Source organism: Planktothrix sp. (assembly GCF_046067725.1).
Classification (GTDB): Bacteria; Cyanobacteriota; Cyanobacteriia; order Cyanobacteriales; family Microcoleaceae; genus Planktothrix.
The window spans coordinates 1-18,233 of sequence record NZ_JBJUDF010000231.1 but is presented as its reverse complement, the minus strand read 5'-3'; the positions used below and the strand labels follow the sequence as shown (position 1 = coordinate 18,233).

Below are 18,233 nucleotides of genomic sequence, written 5' to 3'. Positions count from 1 at the left end.
GTCAATGAAATAAGGTTCAGGGCTCGAGTTTCCACTGTTTCCACTGGGAGGCAGAGCGTGGCATGCTTCGTTTGAGCAACCCTTGCCTCCCGTCGGGGCCGTCATGATGGGAAAGAGTTTCTGTTTGAAGAAGTCTTTAGGATTGGTGGGATTAGATCCAGCGAGTTCAGATAATGTGCCTGCGGAAGGATTCACGCGGAAATCTCCTGATCCACATGAAGCGCTGATAAGCATGGTAAGAAGTATGAGTGCGCTTCGCTTCATTGCTGAATCTTACCTCGCAACTGCTTGAGAGCCCAAGAAACTTTAGCCGCGCGCGGATCCTGGGCATAAAGTCTTAAAAAGTCCTGATAGCCACTGGCGGCTTTGATCCAGTCTCCTCGTCCCTGTCCAGTTCAATTTCAGCTTGGGATTGGATGACCGTAGAACGGATATTGCGACAATATACAGAATATCATTTAGGTTATCCGATCCGTTCAGGGTTGCTGATTGATACCTTTACCCACCAATTTATTGTTGACCCACCCTTTTAACAACCAGTTCGGATATCTTCCCTATAATTGCAATTTTAGTGATGCCAGTGATCCAATTGATCATTAAACTGTTAAACAGAGTGTGAAATGATCAGAATTTTCCGCCCAAAGGAATTTTCATCATTTTTCCCTCAACCCTGACTGCCGTGAGAATGCTGCTTTAAAATTATGTATGATGCGATCGCAAGATTTAGAAAAACAGTTTAAATTCCATCAACCCTGGGCCACCATGAAAGATTGGGAGATTGACTCCTTATTAGAAATTCCCGCTTCTACCTCTGTAGAATTGAACAATCGAAACCAGGAGGATGATTTTCCTTCTTTTCCCTTTGTTTCTTCACAGGTCGAAGACACCGGAAATCAAAAAAACGAGAATAGTCCTGAACCGCCCCAAGAAGATGAAGAGCGGGGATTTTTACCCGTTTTAAGAAATCAAAATTTTCTAGCGCTTTGGAGTGGACAACTTTTCTCTCAATTGGCGGATAAAGTTTATTTAGTATTAATGATTGCCATTATTTCCACCCGCTTTCAACAAGCGGATCAAACCATTAGTGGGTGGGTATCAGCAATTATGATGGCTTTTACCATTCCGGCGGTGTTGTTTGGCGCCGGTGCTGGGGTATTTGTAGATCGATGGTCAAAAAAAGCCGTATTAGTCATTACTAATTTATTACGAGGTGGATTAGTTCTAGCTTTACCCTTAGTTTTATGGCTCTCTCAAGGTCAAAAATTAGGTCAGTTACCCGTCGGATTTTATATTCTATTAATCACTACTTTTTTAGTTTCTACCTTAACTCAATTTTTCGCCCCGGCTGAACAATCTGCCATTCCTTTAATTGTTGAAAAACGCCATTTATTATCAGCAAATTCTTTGTACACAACAACCATGATGGCTTCTGTCATTGTTGGATTTGCAGTGGGTGAACCTTTATTAGCTTTAGCAGATTTAATAGGTAATTTCCTGGGTTTTGAATCCATCGGAAAAGAAGTGATTGTTGGTGGAGAATATGTCATTGCTGGGTTAATTTTAATCCTTTTAAATCCCAACGAACAAAATAATCATTCTGATCATGAACAACCTCATATTTTAGAGGATTTAAGAGACGGAATCCGGTATTTAAGTAATCATAATTTAATTCGGAATGCACTTTTACAATTAATTATTCTGTTTTCCATTTTTGCAGCGTTAGCCGTTTTAGCGGTGCGTTTAGCAGAAATTATTCCAGAGATTAGTTCCTCCCAATTTGGCTTTTTATTAGCCGCAGGTGGCGCAGGAATGGGCATTGGTGCAACAATTTTAGGTCATCTCGGTCATCGATTGACCCATTTCCAACTTGCCTTAATCGGGTCTATGGGTGTAGCCAGTTCCTTAGTCGGGTTATCGATTTTTAATCAACAATTATGGCCGACTTTAATCTTAATCTCAAGCTTAGGAATTTTTGGAGCCATTGTCGCCATTCCCATGCAAACCACCATTCAAGCGGAAACCCCAGAAGAAATGCGCGGGAAAGTCTTCGGACTTCAGAATAATGCCATTAATATTGCCTTAAGTTTACCTCTAGCCTTAGCTGGAGTGGCTGAAACCTTAATCGGGTTATCAAATGTCTTTTTAAGTTTAGCAGGATTAGCCATTGTCGGAGGTTTGGTGACTTGGTTAATCTCTCGAAATACTCCCCATCTCCTTGAGTCAGAAATAGGGGAAGACAAGTAAACGGTCAACTCTTCTTAAAGTTTATTTATGGAAACCGAGATTTTTTTATTAGAAAAAGTTGCTCAATTTGTATTAACCGGTCAGGGAGAAAAGCCAGATTCTCATCGAGTAGCAGAAACCTTAATTCGATGTGAACATCACGCCAAAAAAAACAAAGAATACCATCACTTTGAATCACTATTGGGAACTTGGCGACTCTGTTGGGTGAGTGGAACCCGGAAACTCCGTAAACAAGCCGGGGTGTTTATGGGAAGTGGGTTGTATATTCCGGGGTTTGTTCAGATCAAAATCATCTATTCTCAATATCCTAATCCTCGATTATCAGTTAACCCACCGCCAGAAATTGATGCGGGAATAATTCAAAATTGCGTTCAATTGAATCAATTAAATTTAACGTTAACTGGCCCGACTAAATTTTTAGATAAAAACAATATTTTGGCTTTTGACTTTACCTATCTCACGGTTCAACTTTCAAGGTTTAATCTTTACGAAGGAAAAATGCCCGGAACTCCCAGCAATGCCGAACAATTCTATCAAGATTCTATTAAAAAGCAAGCTTTTTTTGCCTTTTTTGTGATTACCCCGAATTTGATTGCAGCCAGAGGAAGAGGCGGCGGTGTAGCACTATGGGCAAAAGTTTAAACCCCATCTCAATCTCAATCAACACAAATGCACCCAACCCAGAGAAGTCAAATCTTTTTCCCTCTGTTCGGTGTTCCCTGTTCCCTATCCCCTGCTATATGATAGAAAGTTCGGTTCCTTTTAAACCTTAAAATTCTGCCCTGAATTGGCGTTTGTAATCAACTATGGCAACCCTCAACGACAACTATCTCAAACTCAAAGCCGGTTACTTATTCCCCGAAATTGCTCGCCGGGTGAATGCCTTTGCAGAAGCCAACCCCGACGCAAAAATCATCCGTTTAGGCATTGGCGATGTCACCGAACCCTTACCCGCAGCTTGTCGCAACGCAATGGTTCAGGCGGTGGAAGACATGGGCAAACGCGACACCTTCAAAGGTTATGGCCCCGAACAAGGTTATGCTTGGTTACGCGAAAAAATCGCCGCTCACGATTTTCAAGCCAGAGGATGTGAGATTTCCGCCGATGAAATCTTTATTTCTGATGGTTCCAAATGCGATACAGGCAATATTTTAGATATTTTTGGAGACGATAATATTATCGCCGTTACTGACCCGGTTTATCCCGTTTATGTGGATACAAATGTGATGGCAGGACACACCGGAGATGCCAACGAAAAAGGAGAATATGCAGGTTTAGTTTATATTCCCATTACGGCTGAAAATAATTTTACTGCTGCTATTCCAACCCAAAAAGTTGATTTAATTTATCTGTGTTTTCCTAATAATCCCACAGGGGCAACGGCAACAAAAGAGCACTTAACTGCTTGGGTTGAATACGCAAAAGCCAACGGTTCAATTATTCTCTATGATGCCGCCTACGAAGCGTTTATTTCTGACCCTAATTTACCCCGTTCTATTTATGAAATTCCAGGGGCAAAAGACTGCGCCATTGAGTTTCGTTCCTTCTCCAAAACCGCAGGATTTACCGGAACTCGTTGTGCGTTTACAGTTGTTCCAAAAACCTTAACGGCTAAAGCCAAAGATGGTTCGGATGTGGAATTATGGAAGCTTTGGAATCGTCGTCAAGCGACTAAATTTAACGGCGTTTCCTATATTATTCAACGGGCAGCAGAAGCGGTTTATTCTGAAGCAGGAAAAGCCCAAGTTAAGGCGTTAATTCAATTTTATATGGAAAACGCCAAAATTATTCGCCAGCAATTAACGGCGGCGGGATTAACGGTTTATGGAGGAGAAAATGCCCCCTATGTTTGGGTGAAAACCCCCCAAGGTTTATCGAGTTGGGATTTCTTTGATAAACTATTACAAACCTGTAATGTTGTGGGAACTCCAGGTTCCGGTTTTGGTGCCGCAGGTGAAGGTTATTTTCGGATTTCTGCATTCAATAGTCGGGAAAATGTAGAAGAAGCGATGCGAAGAATTACCGAAAAATTTAAAGCTTAAAATGTTGGGTGGGCAATGCCCACCTGATGATCAGTTTACAAAGGCCGTAAATTATAGCTATAATCAAATAAAGTTATGTAGTGGTATACAGTATGACTACAGCAGTTATCAACCCACGAGTAAAGGATGAAATTGCCAGACTTTCGCAATCTCAAAACGTTGATCCACAGGTTTTAGAACAATTTGCTAATTTTGTTATCAAAGAAAATTATAGTTTAAAAAATAAGCGTTCTACTCAAGAACTGTCGATAAGTGCTGTAAAGCAAGCCGTTTATAATTACTTTAAAGTTAAGAATACACAGGAGTTAAAGAAATCAGGTTTGTTTAGAATGTCTACAGATGGTATGGATACACTTGATTTTCGTTTAGTTTCGACATGGACAATGTTATATCGCAAGTTTGTGGGTATTCTTCCTAATGAGAAAAATCAAGAAGGATATGGTTGTATTAATGGGATTAACATTTTTAATTATTTTAAACCTTGGCAAGTTTTTGGATTAGATTCAAAAACAGCAACTAAAGAAGATATTAAGAAAGCCTATTATAATCTAGCAAAAATTTATCACCCAGATAATCCTGAAACAGGAGATCGAAAAGTTTTTGAACAAATTGATATTATGTACCAAAGTATTATTGAGGTATTTTAAAAATGAAAGAATATATTAATTTCTCTATTACAGAACAAGAAATGGCTATAGCATTACAATTAAATAGACAGGAGCTTGATAAAATAGTCTCTAATTTAGAAGATTCCTTAGATAGTTCGATTGAATTTAAGGAATCTATACATTTTAGATACTTTAATAGGAAATTACAAGAGAGAATATTTTCTCCTGAAGGTGCATTAGTGATTGCAAGTTATATAGATAATAATAAATTTAACTCTACAACAAACATAAAAGAAATTTTAAAATCTGTTATGAATTTAGTTGAAGAGCATAGAATTAACAGAATTGATAATAGTATTCGTAAAACTGTATATGATAATAGCTCTTCTTTAGTAGTCATGAGAGAGCTACATTGGTTAAGTTTTAAAGATGTTGTTAAAATTTTTCAAACAAAAAACAGCAAATTAGAAGAATCTTTTAAAAATATTCAAAGCTCAGGCGATCCTATGAAACGTGGAGAGCATTATGAACATATAAGTGCTGTCCGTTATTTTTCTTTTCGGGGTATAGCCAAACTAAGCATAGAACTATCAGCAAGTTTATATAAAAAAGAAAGAAAGGATTATTGTACAAGAGTGCCGATAGTTGTTCCTCCTGTTGTTAAGGATCTTTTGGCTCTTCCTTCGTCTGAAATCCCATCTAAGGAAGATATTGAATCAGCTATGAGATATGTAAAAAGGAGAGATAAGGAAAGATGTCAAATTACAGGTCAAGGTCGGGATAAAATCAATAAAATTGAGTTAGCTGGACATCACTTATTTGATCAAAAAAACTATAGCTATTTAGCTGCTGAAGTTGATAATATTATTACAATTAATAGAGAAATTCATGAGAATTTTCACCAGTGGATTGGAGGTAAAGATAAAACCTGTACAATAGACCATTTCATTACCTATATGGAAACGTTTTATCCAGAAAAAAACTCAGCAATTTTAATGTTATATAATCGTCGGGAGTTACTTAAATTAAAATTAAGCCAATTACAACGTTATTTACCGGAAAGTGACTCTTAATAATTTGCGAACCATTGAGAAATTAATTAAAGAAGCATTATCTTTACCCACTGCGTCGAGAGTGCTTCTCGTCGAGAAATTAATCGAAAGTTTGGAGTTTGATGTTGATGAAACGATTATTCATAACGATTAGTAAAAATCACCAACATTGCAATAAAATTCATCGTTGATTAATTTTATTGAGCAACTTTAATCGGCCCTTCAATACTCCCACTAAAAAATTGTTTGACAATTGCACTATCGGTTGTATAAGCTTCCTCAATTGTACCTTGCCATTGAACTAATCCTTGATACAAAAACACAATCCGATCAGCCGTGCGTCGAATGGTACTATCTTGATGCGTTACAATTCCGTAGGTACTGCATCCTTTTCCACTGTCTTGTAACTCTCGAATTAAATCTTCAATAACCGTTGATGCAATGGGATCTAAACCTGCGGTGGGTTCGTCATATAAAATAACTTCTGGAGTCTCCCTCGGATTTTCAGGATTTGGCATAATGGCACGGGCAAAACTGACTCGTTTTCGCATTCCTCCTGATAATTCTGCGGGATAGCGATCGCCAATATTCGGTAATCCAACCATGTCTAATTTTTCATTAACTAAAGCTTTAATTTTTTGAGGAGGTAATTTCGTATGTTGATACAGTAAAAAACCGATATTTTCCGTAACAGTTAAAGAATCAAATAAGGCCGCCTGTTGAAAAACCATTGCAATTCCAATCGGATCAGCGATATCATCAACCCATCCTTCCCGCTTTTTTCCTAATACATAAACTTCCCCACTATCTGGGGGTAAAAGTCCAGCAATAATTCGTAGAATTGTTGATTTTCCGGTTCCAGAAGGGCCAATAATTCCTAATGCTTCTCCTCGATAAATGGTTAAATCAACTTGATCTAAAATCACTTGGGAACCAAAGGATTTACTCACTCCTTTTAACTCAATTAAAGGTTCTAGGGAGTTGGGGCGTTTCGATAAAACTAAGTTATCCTTTAAATCAACAGGTTCAGCTTCCATAGAATGAGTTTTTTGATTTTGACTCTCTTTCATGATATCGCTAAACTTTTATCATCATCTGACGTTAACTTTAGGGGTTGTCCTTGAAAACAATTCCCAAGTTGAATAAATTATTTTACTGTGACCCATCTATCCTGTACTGTACAGTCATCGTTAACGCCTGCATATCCACTTAAAACCTATACCTATGTCAACTGGTTCATTCAAACACACTCTTCGCAGGATCAAAAATTTCAAACTCTATCTGGGTTTGACACATTATCGTTCTCCTCGGATGGTCAACCAATGGTTTAAATGGTTAGCACCCGGACTCTTTGTAAAACGCTGGATGGCTATTAGCGCTACCGGGGTTTTAGTCGCTAGTTTGGGGTTAGCCATCTGGACGGGAATGACCCCAATTTATTACATCCTACAATTATTAAAAAATTTCTTAGGATGGATTACCACTGTTATTCCTAATTATATTTCAGGGCCCTTGATGATTGCTTTGGGAATTCTTTTGGTTTTGTGGAGTCAAACCCGAAGTTTAAATTCTATTAGTGAAGCGTTTCATCCAGCCGGAGATGAACAATTAATTGATCGATTATTAAGTCATCGTCGTTTATTACGGGGGCCGAAAATTGTTGCGATTGGAGGGGGAACAGGGTTATCGACTTTATTACGAGGATTGAAACAATATAGCGCTAATATTACGGCAATTGTTACCGTTGCTGATGATGGAGGTTCCTCCGGTCGATTACGTCGAGAAATGGGGGTTTTACCACCCGGAGATATTCGCAATTGTTTAGCATCTTTAGCCGATGAAGAACGATTATTAACTGAATTATTTCAATATCGATTTACCGCAGGAGATGGATTAACTGGACATAGTTTCGGAAATTTATTCTTAACTGCAATGTCTGACATTGAAGGTGATTTAGAACAAGCTATTGCGGCTTGTTCTAAAGTTTTAGCGATTCGAGGTCAAGTTTTACCTGCTACTTTAACCGATGTTCATTTATGGGCAAAATTAGCGGATGGTCGGCGAATTCATGGTGAATCTAGTATTACGGAAGCGAAGGGAAAAATTGTTACAATTGGTTGTATTCCGCCTAATCCTCCCGCCCTTCCCAAAGCTGTACAAGCCATTTTAGAAGCCGATTTTATTATTATTGGCCCTGGGAGTTTATATACCAGTATTATTCCTAATTTATTAGTTCCTGAAATCGCTGAAGCCGTCGCATCTCGAAACGTTCCTCGGATTTATGTTTGTAATATTATGACGCAACCCGGAGAAACGGACGGTTACAGCGTTTCTGATCATATTAAAGCCATTGATAAAGCTTGTGGTTATCAACTGTTTGATGCTGTTTTAACTCAAGGAACAGTACCCTCCGCCCAAGCCTTAATTCGTTATGCTCAAGAAAATTCTCATCCGGTGACTTTAGATCGAGATAGTGTTAAACAATTAGGTCGAAGAATTGTTATGAGTAATATTATGGATGTCGATGAAAAAACTGGATATTTACGCCATAATCCCTATCGTTTAGCTCAAGTGTTATTACGCTGGTATAACAAAAACTAACTTTATCCTAGATAATTAATAACTGAATAGGGGCGAGAAAACCTCGCCCCCTACTAATAACTGATAACTAATTATGACTCAATTCTATCTGCCTAACGCTGAATCAACCCGTGAATTCGGAAAAAAATTAGGACAATTACTACCGCCTAATAGTATTTTATTATTAGAAGGAAATCTAGGAGCCGGAAAAACAACCTTTGTTCAAGGATTGGCTACTGGGTTAGACATTCCAGACTCCGTAGAAAGTCCAACATTTACTTTAATTAATGAATATACAACCGGGCGAATTCCTCTCTATCATTTAGATTTATATCGATTAGAATCATCAGAAATAGTAGACTTAAATTTAGAACAATATTGGGAAGGAATAGAAGTTGAAGCCGGAATTGTTGCTATTGAATGGGCAGATCGTTTACCATATAAACCCGAATTTTATCTAAAAATTGAATTGATTTATACAGAAAAAGGTGAACGAATACTCACGATTTTTAACAAAGGTCAGGACGATTTTAACCTTGATTTAGATAGGTTTTAATCTACTAGGTTAACTCAAACTGAATCCTATCCGAAAAACACTTTACAAACTCATCCAATTGTAGGATAATTTAAACAGACTTATCCTAAGCGCAGTATTGAATTTTAGACTAACGGATTACCCAGAATAACAAAATGATTCGCCCTGCAACACCCTTCGCTGTTTTAACTTCCTGTCTGTGTCTCAGTGCTTTTATCGTTCCTGTTAGTGTTCAAGCTCAATCTAAAAGTAAAATTACTTTGATTATCGACGGATTTACTAACAAAAACGGACAAGCTTGTGTTAGTGTCTTTGCCAGTAATAAAGGTTTCCCAAGTAACGGAAACGATGCGATCCAAAAACGCTGTGTTAATATTACTGAAATTCCTGTAGTCATGACCTTTGATAATTTGCAACCCGGAAGTTATGCCGTTGCGGTTCTTCATGATGCTAATCGTGATAATATGGCTAACCGAAATGGCTTAGGAATTCCCACCGAAGGATTTGGTTTTTCTCAAAACCCCGCAATTCTAACAGGCCCTCCCAAATTTAATGATGCGGCTGTTGTTGTTGCTGGAGATAACACTAATATTAATATTAAATTGAAGTATTTATTGAGAAATTAAAGATTAACCGACTTTAAAAAGAGTCTAATAAGTGTTTTTTCAGGGTCATCACAGGTAATGGCCCTTGAAGATGTTGCCAAGGTAAAACTTGATCTAAATCCCAATTTTGGTTAACATAATATTCCATAGAAGGTAATTTCCCGCGTAATTCTTTGAAGGCGCGGCGATAACTTCCGAGAGAGTCTCCATAGTGTCTGACTAATTCTAAGAGATGGGAAAGACGACGATCTCCCCTCGAAAGCAGAGCTTGAATGACTGACCATTTATAACTTTCTGGTCTAAATTCAATGCCATTGGCTCTTAATTTCTTTTCTAATAATTTTAATCGTTTTTCTGCATCTGGATTGACCCCAAACCATTGAAACGGGGTATGGGATTTGGGAACAAAGGTACTACAACCCAAGGTTAATTTAAAGCCCGGTGCCACTTTTTTTAATGTTTTCATTAACTCAATAGTTGCTTCCACATCCTCTAATTCTTCCCCTGGAATTCCCACCATCCCATAAAGTTTCATCCCTTGTAAACCGCCAGTTTTAGCATTAATAATAGCTTGAATAATTTCCTCATTTTCTAATTTTTTATTAATCATTTTACGGATGCGATCGCTTCCACTTTCAACCGCAATGGTTAAGCTGCGGGTATCTCGTTGTGCTAAAGTTCTTGCTAATTTTTCAGTAACAGTATTTGTTCTAACCGAAGCAATACTTAAACGCACATCATCATAATTCGGTTGAGTTAAATAATTCAGTAATTCATCAAATTCAGGATGTTGTGTGACCGACGCACCTAATAAACCTAAACGTCGGGTGACTTGTAGTCCCCGTTCAATAGCCGGAATTAAAGAAGCTTCTAAACTGGCGGTTCTAAAGGGTAATGTTAAATAACTAGCTAAACAGAAACGGCACATTTCAGGACAACTGCGGACGACTTCCACCATATAAATATTTTCCCAAGCGGCTTTTTCTGTCACCACCGTTGAAGCCGATAAAATATTACCTCGATAAGTTTGTTTTTGAATTTGAGAGGGAATATTAGAATCTATAGGTTGAATCGCTGCAATTTCACCGTCTAAACTCTGATAAGAAACTTCATATAAACTGGGAATATAAACCCCTGGAATTTGTGCTAAATGGCGTAATTGTGTGGAACGAGACTCATGACGCACTGATTGATAAGCGTCTAGGAAATTTCCTAATAAAGTTTCACCATCACCCAATAAAATAATATCAAAAAAATCAGCAAAAGGTTCTGGATTAGCCGTTAATACTGGGCCACCGCCAAAAATTAAAGGGTGTTTTTCTGTCCGATGAAGCGAACGCAATGGAATATTGAGAAATTCTAACCGCTCAAAAATATTGACATAATCGAGTTCCCAAGAAAAGGAAAAACCAACCAGTTCAGGATGGGGCGGGAGCGGTTCATGCAAATCAGTAAATAAACGACTGACTTCTACATCAGAACGCATCGCTAAAGTTGCCCAAACCAGTTGATAGCCTAAACTGGTAATACCAACAGTATATTCATTGGGAAACGCAAAAATAATCGGAATCGCATCTAAATCAGATGGCGTTGGAGTAAACAGTAATCGTTCAACATTAAAAACAGAAGCACTCACAGAATTAATTCAGAAAATACCAAAAGAATGTTTTTTTATTGTAGCTTACTCAACAAAAATCCCACTCAATAGAAGAGAGCGGGATTTTGTGATGAGTCTGGAAATTTTAGGAAAATTTAAACTCAAAGGTGGGGGAGATAGACACGATCCCTCGTCTCTATCCACCAAGATCAGTCTTACATCGAAGATCCTAAACCCACATAGGAACCATAGAAAAATAAACCAACCACCACTAAAACACCTGTTCCAGCAACAGTGGCAATTAACCACAATGGAATTCTGCCTGATTGCAACACGGTTATAACCTCGTTCATTCAAAGTTTAATTGACAAGGGATTTTAGATTTTGGATATGAGATTTAGGATGAATATTTTGGTCAAACATATATCTCATCAATCAACGTTCGCGGAGCGTCACGCAGTGAATCCAAAATCCTTAAATCGAGAAAAAATCCAGTTAGTTAATTAAAGAAATAACTGGAGAATAAAATGCCCAGAACAAAAATCAACAGCAAACCTAAATAGAGTGAAGTTCTGTTTAACTCCACAGGTTGGCGATTAGGATTGTTACTCCGTTCCATTGTCAGTCTCCTATCGTTGAATAAACTGCATTGCTGCGATCGCACCCAGGAAGAAAACCGTAGGTACTGCTAAAGTATGAACTGCTAACCAACGAACTGTAAAAATTGGATAAGTTATCGGCTCATTGGAACTGCTACCAGTTGCCATTTTATTAAACTCCTTTGTTAATTATTTACCAATGAAATCGCCAATTTGTTGTTTGCTATTAAAGCGATCGCTCACAATCGGAAGTTCTTGCCGTTGTTGAGTAAAATACTCATCCGGGCGAGGCGTTCCAAAAGCATCGTAAGCTAAACCTGTACTCACAAACAGCCAACCCGCAATAAATAAAGCCGGAATTGTAATACTGTGAATCACCCAATACCGGATACTGGTAATAATATCGCCAAAAGGACGCTCTCCAGTTGTTCCTGACATCGTTAAATCTCCTCAAGCAACGGTTGAACACTCAAATCTATATGATACGGGAGCAGGGAATGTGGAACAAGCCTACTCCATTGATTTATCTTAGGTTCCTTTAAGCCGTTGGCGGGGCAGAACCTTGATAACGCAGTAACGTTCCCCTCTGACCGAGAACAAAACCCTGTTCCGGGTCAAAAAACTTGATTTTGTACAGATTCGATGGGACATTTTCCACCTCCCGATCTTTCTGCCAAGTTTTCCCTCCATCCAAACTACACAGCAGATTTCCACTTCCGCCACTAACCCAAATTTCTTCAGGGGTGCGATAAGCTAAATCTAAAAATCCCCAACTGGTAGAATATTCAGGGTTAACCGGATCACCCCAAGCTTGAGGATCACTAGGATCAGTAAACCGCAATTCACCGCCCCGAGCAATCATCCACAAACGGCCATCTTGACCAAAGCCAACTTTTTCTAACCGTTTAGAACTATAACGATTATGAGGTTCCCAAGATTGAGATCCCGGTTCCCAAGTCGAGTAGAAATTGCCTTTAGCAGAAACGCTAATATAACGGCCATCAGCAGACCGAGACAAACTTCTGACAAAACCCACCGCATCCTCAACCAGAGCTTTCCAGGTTTTACCGCCATCTTCGGTTTGATAAATCGCCCCGACATCCGTTGTCATTTCCGCCGTATTGGGGGCTAGTGCCACAATACTGTAAGGGGAACCAGGTAACTTAGCATTTAAGGTAATCCGTTCCCAGGTTTGGCCTTCATTGCTGCTGTGCAGCAAAATAGACGGAAGTCCCACAATCCATCCTTCAGAACCCTTAAAGCTGACGGAGTTGAAGCGAACCTTTTCGTCCCCTAAATCGAGTTGCTGCACTTGCCAATGGTTGCCCCCATCGGTAGTTTCCAATAGTGTCGCCTCACTGCCCACAATCCAACCATGTTTCGGGTTCGTTCCTGTAAAGGCAATGTCGGCCAAATTCCCTTGGGTGTCCGTAGGAACTACTTCCCAAGGGTTATAACTGAGTTGGGGAAGGTATCGACAGCTTGCACAAATTAAGCCAACTGTCAAGACTATCACGATTTTTTGAAAAAATTTAACAATGTGCATCAGATTCAATGAAGTTTAAATCCCTCAATTGAGGCCATACAAGCTCATAAAGAACAAAAATCCCAGAGCTAATCCCCCAAAAATCAGGAGATTCTTTTGCTGGGGGGTCAAGGTATTCACCCCTAAGCCAAAGCCTAGATTTTCTTCAAACCCAGAGGGGTTTTCCTGAGAACCAATATTGACAAACTGGCTTTTCGGCGCGCCACAAACAGGACAACGCCATTTTGTCGGTAAATCAGCAAATGCTGTTCCCGCAGGAACCTTAGCACTGCCTTTCTTCGGCTCATAGACATAGCCACAAGCCTTACACTCATGCCGATCCAGGGCTGTAACTTCAGGGGCTGGCTCGCTCATAACTTGAACAGGGATGAGTTTAGGATTATTAAAATAACTATTAAATAATATTACAAAATTTGACCAACTCACAACCAACCTTCCCAGATCAACAACAGACAGACCTTGATCGGGAATTGGGATACAAAACCCCGATTAGATCGAAGATTAATGGAGAAATTATGTCAAAATGTAAAAAATCAGTTACAAACTTAGAGCGATCTCGATTCCACAGTGTTTATTCTCAGTGGCTACGAATATTTTTTAGGCTTCTTAATCATTAGCAGCCTAGTTCCGATCCTGGCTTTGGGTGTATCCAAGATAGTCCGACCCAAAAGCCGCAGTGGAGCTCGTCGAACCACCTATGAGTCGGGTAACGAGCCCATCGGAGGAGCATGGATTCAATTCAACATCCGATACTATATGTTCGCCTTGGTGTTCGTCGTCTTCGACGTTGAAACCGTGTTTCTCTATCCTTGGGCGGTTGCCTTCCACAATTTGGGACTGCTGGCCTTTATTGAAGCTTTGATTTTTATTGCAATTCTCGTCATTGCACTGGTTTACGCTTGGCGTAAAGGTGCTTTGGAATGGTCATAAAAGGTGATAAAACCATGACACAAAGTATTTCACCCGAAATCGAAAAAATTATTAACCCGGTGGGGCGTCCCCAAGTTACTCAGGAACTCTCGGAAAACGTGATTCTCACAACCGTGGATGACCTTTACAACTGGGCTAGGCTGTCTAGCTTATGGCCACTGTTGTACGGGACAGCCTGCTGTTTTATTGAATTTGCCGGTTTAATTGGTTCTCGGTTTGATTTTGACCGTTTTGGTTTAGTTCCCCGGTCTAGTCCACGACAAGCGGATTTATTGATTACGGCTGGAACCATTACCATGAAATATGCTCCGATTTTGGTGCGGTTATACGAGCAAATGCCAGAACCCAAATATGTCATTGCCATGGGTGCTTGTACCGTGACCGGAGGAATGTTTAGCATGGACTCCACAACGGCAGTACGAGGCGTGGATAAATTAATTCCGGTGGATGTCTATATTCCGGGGTGTCCTCCTCGTCCTGAAGCGATTATCGATGCGGTGATCAAACTGCGCAAAAAAATTGCCAACGATTCCTTACAAGAACGAGCCAATTTGCAACAAACCCATCGCTACTACACCCGACGTCACAATATGAAACCGGTTCCGCCGATTTTAACCGGTCAATATTTAGTGACCCAAGCTCGTCAAGTTCCCCCCAAACAGCTAACTGAAGCCATGGGAATGCCAGTTCCCCCCGCTTTAATTGCCGAACGAACAAAGGAGGAAAAACGTGGCTAACGCAGAAGCAGAAGCCCCCTTAGTGGAAGCCGGGAAAGTCTCTCAATGGTTAAGTGAAAACGGCTTTGAGCATGAATCCCTTGGCCCGAATAAAATGGGCGTGGAAATGATTAAAGTGGATCGAGACTATCTCATCCCCCTCGCCACCGCCTTGTATGCCTACGGCTTCAATAGCTTACGCTGTCAGTGTGCTTATGATGCCGGCCCTGGGGATGATTTAGTCAGCGTTTATCATTTAGTCAAAATTGATGACGACGTGGAACAACCCCAGGAAATCTGCGTCAAGGTCTTCGTTGATCGGAATGACCCCAGAGTCCCTTCAGTTTACTGGATCTGGAAAGCTGCCGATTTTCAGGAACGAGAATCCTACGATATGTATGGTATCGTCTACGAAGGTCATCCGAATCTAAAACGGATTCTAATGCCCGAAGATTGGGTCGGCTGGCCTTTAAGAAAAGATTATATCTCTCCTGATTTCCATGAATTGCAAGATGCCTATTAAGGGCAAAACCCAGCATTAAAATCAATTGACTCCTCGCACCTCACGGAGTTGGTGGGGTGTTAGTGTCAGTCAAACTTGATTTTAATAACAACACTGCAATTCAATTCGGCGATCCAAATTGCCAGATCTCTAGGAAGTCTGATATAGTTGCCTACGATAATGTAGAATTCATATCTGGCTTGGACTTGATACCCTCGGGTTTATATCAAGGGGTGTAGTTGATCAAGTTAAGCAACGGGTTCTACCCGGAGTCAAACAGATCAGTCTAAGCCTTCGATGCGTTTCGCAATTCACTTTGGTGGAGGAGTCAAATCGTGAGCACTCTCAACGGTACATCATTTAATGATATTAATTTCAATGGCATCTTCGATGCTGGAGATATTTCAATTCCCAATGTCACAGTTTTTTTAGATAGTAATGGTAATGGTTTACCCGAGTCGCTAGAAGCGGTTACTATCACGGATATTAACGGTTTTTATTCGTTTTCCAATCTAACAGCCGGAAACTATATCGTTGGGCAAGTTGTTCCTCCCGGTTTTACGCGGACAACAGCATCTACTCCTGTTGCGTTAACAGGAACCGAGACTACTCCCGTTTCATTTAATATTGCCAATGTTGGAGCCGTTACTCCTATTGTTCCGTCTCTGAGTGGCAATATTAGTGGGGCTGTATTTGTAGATAATAACCTGCTGGGTTTGTACAACTACATCTATGACGATAACGGCAATATTATTCTCGATCCCAATGGGGTTTATCCTGAGAATCAGCTATACGATCCCTTCACTGATGCCACGTTATCAGATGTTCCGGTCTATATTGACCTCAATAACGATGGTTTCCTGAATTCCAATGAACCCCTCACCTTCACCAATGAAGCCGGGTTTTATAACTTTAACGTTCTTCCTCCGGGTTCCTACCTGTTGAGATTAGCTCAACCGTTTGAGGTAACGGGCGAAAATTCCATTTTGGGTGAGTTGTTAGAAACCACAGGTACTCCTTTAGTGGTTGATGTTTTTGGCGGCGCAACCACCAGAGCCGATATTGGAACAGTAGTTCCCAATAGCGTTTACGGTAAAGTCATTAATGACCTGAACGGTAACGGTTTCCCAGAAGCTACAGAACCCGGAATTCAGGGCGTTACAGTCTTTATTGATTCTAACGGAAACAATGTTTTTGACTTGGGTGAAAAGTCAACCGTTAGTAATTTTGATGGGGCTTATATTATCAGAGGGCTAGATACTAACGTTGGACAAGAATCTAACGAAGTCTTGGCTCAAAATCCTTATCTGGCTTACCAACTGTTAGTCGATCCCCTGTCTGTCGCCAACTCCTTCCCGGTCACTTCTGTTCCCCCAACCACGGCCTACGTTAGAACTTCACCGCTACCGGGAGCGACGGTTGATGCTCCTGTGATTCCCGATGGTTCGGCTCAGGTGAACTTCCTGTATGCCTTTGCTCCAACACCGACTGCTGTCTTACCTGACAGCATCACCGGATTTGTGTTTAATGATTTCAATGGGGATGGTATTATTCAACCGGGCGAACCCAATCTACCCGGTGCTGAACTTTATCTGGATTTGAACAACAACCGTGACCTAGATGCCGGTGAACCTGTTTCCATTAGTGATGCCGCAGGTTCCTTTGGCTTCTTGGCTCTGCCCACTCCTGAAGACTACATTGTTCGGACAACGGATGAGTTCCTCACTACTGCTGTTCCCAACGTACTTTTAGGTGTGGGTCAAGCGGCTCAAGTGGCGGTTGGTTTAGCTAGCTTTGAACCCAATCCCCCCATTAACCAAAGCAATTTAATCCCCATTATCGGAACTACAGTCGTTTAAAACGGACGTAGCATCGATTCTATTATTAATTGAATTAATATCATCCTAGAGAAACAGTCTGTCACAGACGATCTACAGACGCTGTATACAAGGTCTCTACTCTAGGATGATATTTTTTTGTGGATTTTCCTCTAGTTGCCAGTCAACAGAAAAGCTGGTAAAATCAACTCATTCATCGTAGGCTAGATTCAGTGGAGTTGAATCCTTAACAATTTGTCTCAAGTTTTAATACCTTCAACGTTTCCAGCCAGCACGTTTAAGCTGAACAATGGTTTAACAGTGATTCATCAGCAGATTCGGTGCGCCTCCGTCGTCGTTGTTGATGTTTGGGTTCGGGCTGGAGCCATTTATGAACCTGATATGTGGTCAGGGATGGCACACTTTTTAGAACACATGATTTTTAAGGGCACAGCTAGTTTGGGTCCAGGGGAGTTTGACTATAACATCGAGCGTATGGGTGGGATCAGCAATGCAGCTACTAGCCACGACTATACCCATTACTATCTTGCCACAGCTAACCACTATTTAGCAGATACTCTTCCTCATTTGGGAGAACTGTTACTCAATGCAGCTATTTTTGAAGATGAATTTATACGTGAAAGGGATGTGGTTTTGGAAGAAATTCGTAGTTGTGCGGATGATCCTGATGCTATAGGATTTGAAGCACTATTAAAAACCGTCTATGAGAACCACCCTTACGGAAGACCTATTTTGGGAACAAAAAAGGAATTAATGGAAAACTCACCGGAAGCGATGCGATGTTTTCATCGTCGTCATTACCAACCGGAAAATATGAATGTGGTCATAGTGGGAGGGAT

23 protein-coding genes are annotated in these 18,233 nt (G+C 40.3%); 14 read left to right on the top strand and 9 right to left on the bottom strand.

Going from position 1 to position 18,233, the window contains the following annotated elements; genetic code table 11:
• The coding region (locus ACKPEB_RS14260) for a hypothetical protein (RefSeq protein WP_408965591.1) at nt 1–264 on the bottom strand (264 nt) is incomplete at its 3' end.
• 441 nt (nt 265–705) lie between these two features.
• Between ACKPEB_RS14260 and ACKPEB_RS14255 the strand changes: the two genes are divergently transcribed.
• From ACKPEB_RS14255 to ACKPEB_RS14230, 6 genes are all read left to right on the top strand, one after another.
• On the top strand, nt 706–2,244 hold the full coding sequence (locus tag ACKPEB_RS14255; RefSeq protein WP_408965590.1) for an MFS transporter: 1,539 nt from the start codon (nt 706–708) through the stop codon (nt 2,242–2,244).
• Between the two features lie 27 nt (nt 2,245–2,271).
• Nucleotides 2,272–2,886 carry a hypothetical protein gene (locus ACKPEB_RS14250; protein WP_408965589.1) on the top strand — a complete coding sequence of 205 codons (615 nt, stop codon included), beginning with the start codon at nt 2,272–2,274 and terminating at the stop codon, nt 2,884–2,886.
• Between the two features lie 164 nt (nt 2,887–3,050).
• A complete protein-coding gene (locus tag ACKPEB_RS14245) occupies nt 3,051–4,286 on the top strand; it encodes an LL-diaminopimelate aminotransferase (protein ID WP_408965588.1) in 1,236 nt (411 codons plus the stop codon).
• Between the two features lie 92 nt (nt 4,287–4,378).
• Nucleotides 4,379–4,933 carry a J domain-containing protein gene (locus tag ACKPEB_RS14240; RefSeq protein WP_408965587.1) on the top strand — a complete coding sequence of 185 codons (555 nt, stop codon included), beginning with the start codon at nt 4,379–4,381 and terminating at the stop codon, nt 4,931–4,933.
• Between the two features lie 2 nt (nt 4,934–4,935).
• Nucleotides 4,936–5,967, top strand: coding sequence for a hypothetical protein (locus ACKPEB_RS14235; RefSeq protein ID WP_408965586.1), 1,032 nt, complete (start codon nt 4,936–4,938; stop codon nt 5,965–5,967).
• Nucleotides 5,957–6,100 (top strand): addiction module protein, encoded by a 144-nt coding sequence (locus tag ACKPEB_RS14230; protein ID WP_408965585.1) that lies wholly within the window; start codon nt 5,957–5,959, stop codon nt 6,098–6,100. Before ACKPEB_RS14235 ends, ACKPEB_RS14230 begins: the two co-directional genes overlap by 11 nt.
• Nucleotides 6,101–6,143: 43 nt before the next feature.
• Here ACKPEB_RS14230 and ACKPEB_RS14225 read toward each other — a convergent pair whose 3' ends face one another.
• The gene (locus tag ACKPEB_RS14225) at nt 6,144–7,016 is read right to left on the bottom strand and encodes an ABC transporter ATP-binding protein (RefSeq protein ID WP_408965584.1); all 873 of its coding nucleotides are present in this window, start codon (nt 7,014–7,016) and stop codon (nt 6,144–6,146) included.
• Nucleotides 7,017–7,170: 154 nt separating this feature from the next.
• On the opposite strand from ACKPEB_RS14225, the gene yvcK reads away from it, so the two are divergent.
• The 3 genes from yvcK (at nt 7,171) to ACKPEB_RS14210 (ending at nt 9,687) form a co-directional block, all read left to right on the top strand.
• Nucleotides 7,171–8,547 (top strand): uridine diphosphate-N-acetylglucosamine-binding protein YvcK, encoded by a 1,377-nt coding sequence (gene yvcK, locus ACKPEB_RS14220; protein ID WP_408965583.1) that lies wholly within the window; start codon nt 7,171–7,173, stop codon nt 8,545–8,547.
• 73 nt (nt 8,548–8,620) lie between these two features.
• A complete protein-coding gene (tsaE, locus tag ACKPEB_RS14215; protein WP_408965582.1) occupies nt 8,621–9,082 on the top strand; it encodes a tRNA (adenosine(37)-N6)-threonylcarbamoyltransferase complex ATPase subunit type 1 TsaE in 462 nt (153 codons plus the stop codon).
• 134 nt (nt 9,083–9,216) lie between these two features.
• Nucleotides 9,217–9,687 carry a DUF2141 domain-containing protein gene (locus ACKPEB_RS14210; RefSeq protein ID WP_408965581.1) on the top strand — a complete coding sequence of 157 codons (471 nt, stop codon included), beginning with the start codon at nt 9,217–9,219 and terminating at the stop codon, nt 9,685–9,687.
• Nucleotides 9,688–9,700: 13 nt separating this feature from the next.
• Here ACKPEB_RS14210 and ACKPEB_RS14205 read toward each other — a convergent pair whose 3' ends face one another.
• The 7 genes from ACKPEB_RS14205 to ACKPEB_RS14175 form a co-directional block, all read right to left on the bottom strand.
• The gene (locus ACKPEB_RS14205; RefSeq protein ID WP_408965580.1) at nt 9,701–11,302 is read right to left on the bottom strand and encodes a B12-binding domain-containing radical SAM protein; all 1,602 of its coding nucleotides are present in this window, start codon (nt 11,300–11,302) and stop codon (nt 9,701–9,703) included.
• 176 nt (nt 11,303–11,478) lie between these two features.
• A complete protein-coding gene (locus tag ACKPEB_RS14200) occupies nt 11,479–11,616 on the bottom strand; it encodes a photosystem II reaction center protein J (protein WP_408965579.1) in 138 nt (45 codons plus the stop codon).
• Between the two features lie 146 nt (nt 11,617–11,762).
• Nucleotides 11,763–11,882, bottom strand: coding sequence for a photosystem II reaction center protein L (locus ACKPEB_RS14195; protein ID WP_072718247.1), 120 nt, complete (start codon nt 11,880–11,882; stop codon nt 11,763–11,765).
• A 10-nt stretch (nt 11,883–11,892) separates the two neighbouring features.
• Nucleotides 11,893–12,030, bottom strand: coding sequence for a cytochrome b559 subunit beta (gene psbF, locus ACKPEB_RS14190; protein WP_083626330.1), 138 nt, complete (start codon nt 12,028–12,030; stop codon nt 11,893–11,895).
• Nucleotides 12,031–12,051: 21 nt separating this feature from the next.
• Nucleotides 12,052–12,300: a cytochrome b559 subunit alpha gene (psbE, locus tag ACKPEB_RS14185; RefSeq protein WP_408965578.1), complete on the bottom strand. Its 249-nt coding sequence runs from the start codon at nt 12,298–12,300 to the stop codon at nt 12,052–12,054.
• A 100-nt stretch (nt 12,301–12,400) separates the two neighbouring features.
• Nucleotides 12,401–13,408 carry a photosynthesis system II assembly factor Ycf48 gene (locus ACKPEB_RS14180; RefSeq protein ID WP_408965577.1) on the bottom strand — a complete coding sequence of 336 codons (1,008 nt, stop codon included), beginning with the start codon at nt 13,406–13,408 and terminating at the stop codon, nt 12,401–12,403.
• A gap of 24 nt (nt 13,409–13,432) precedes the next feature.
• Nucleotides 13,433–13,762, bottom strand: coding sequence for a rubredoxin (locus ACKPEB_RS14175; protein ID WP_408965576.1), 330 nt, complete (start codon nt 13,760–13,762; stop codon nt 13,433–13,435).
• 213 nt (nt 13,763–13,975) lie between these two features.
• On the opposite strand from ACKPEB_RS14175, the gene ndhC reads away from it, so the two are divergent.
• The 5 genes from ndhC to ACKPEB_RS14150 all read left to right on the top strand — a co-directional run.
• Nucleotides 13,976–14,338, top strand: coding sequence for a photosynthetic/respiratory NAD(P)H-quinone oxidoreductase subunit C (gene ndhC, locus ACKPEB_RS14170; RefSeq protein ID WP_408965575.1), 363 nt, complete (start codon nt 13,976–13,978; stop codon nt 14,336–14,338).
• 14 nt (nt 14,339–14,352) lie between these two features.
• Nucleotides 14,353–15,075, top strand: coding sequence for a photosynthetic/respiratory NAD(P)H-quinone oxidoreductase subunit K (gene ndhK / locus ACKPEB_RS14165; protein WP_408965574.1), 723 nt, complete (start codon nt 14,353–14,355; stop codon nt 15,073–15,075).
• Complete coding sequence (locus tag ACKPEB_RS14160) at nt 15,068–15,577, top strand: NAD(P)H-quinone oxidoreductase subunit J (protein WP_408965573.1); 510 nt, start codon at nt 15,068–15,070, stop codon at nt 15,575–15,577. The genes ndhK and ACKPEB_RS14160 overlap by 8 nt, the downstream gene beginning before the upstream one ends.
• 314 nt (nt 15,578–15,891) lie before the next feature.
• The gene (locus ACKPEB_RS14155; RefSeq protein ID WP_408965572.1) at nt 15,892–17,415 is read left to right on the top strand and encodes an SdrD B-like domain-containing protein; all 1,524 of its coding nucleotides are present in this window, start codon (nt 15,892–15,894) and stop codon (nt 17,413–17,415) included.
• 213 nt (nt 17,416–17,628) lie between these two features.
• Nucleotides 17,629–18,233: M16 family metallopeptidase (locus tag ACKPEB_RS14150; protein WP_408965571.1), on the top strand; the 605-nt coding region annotated here is incomplete at its 3' end.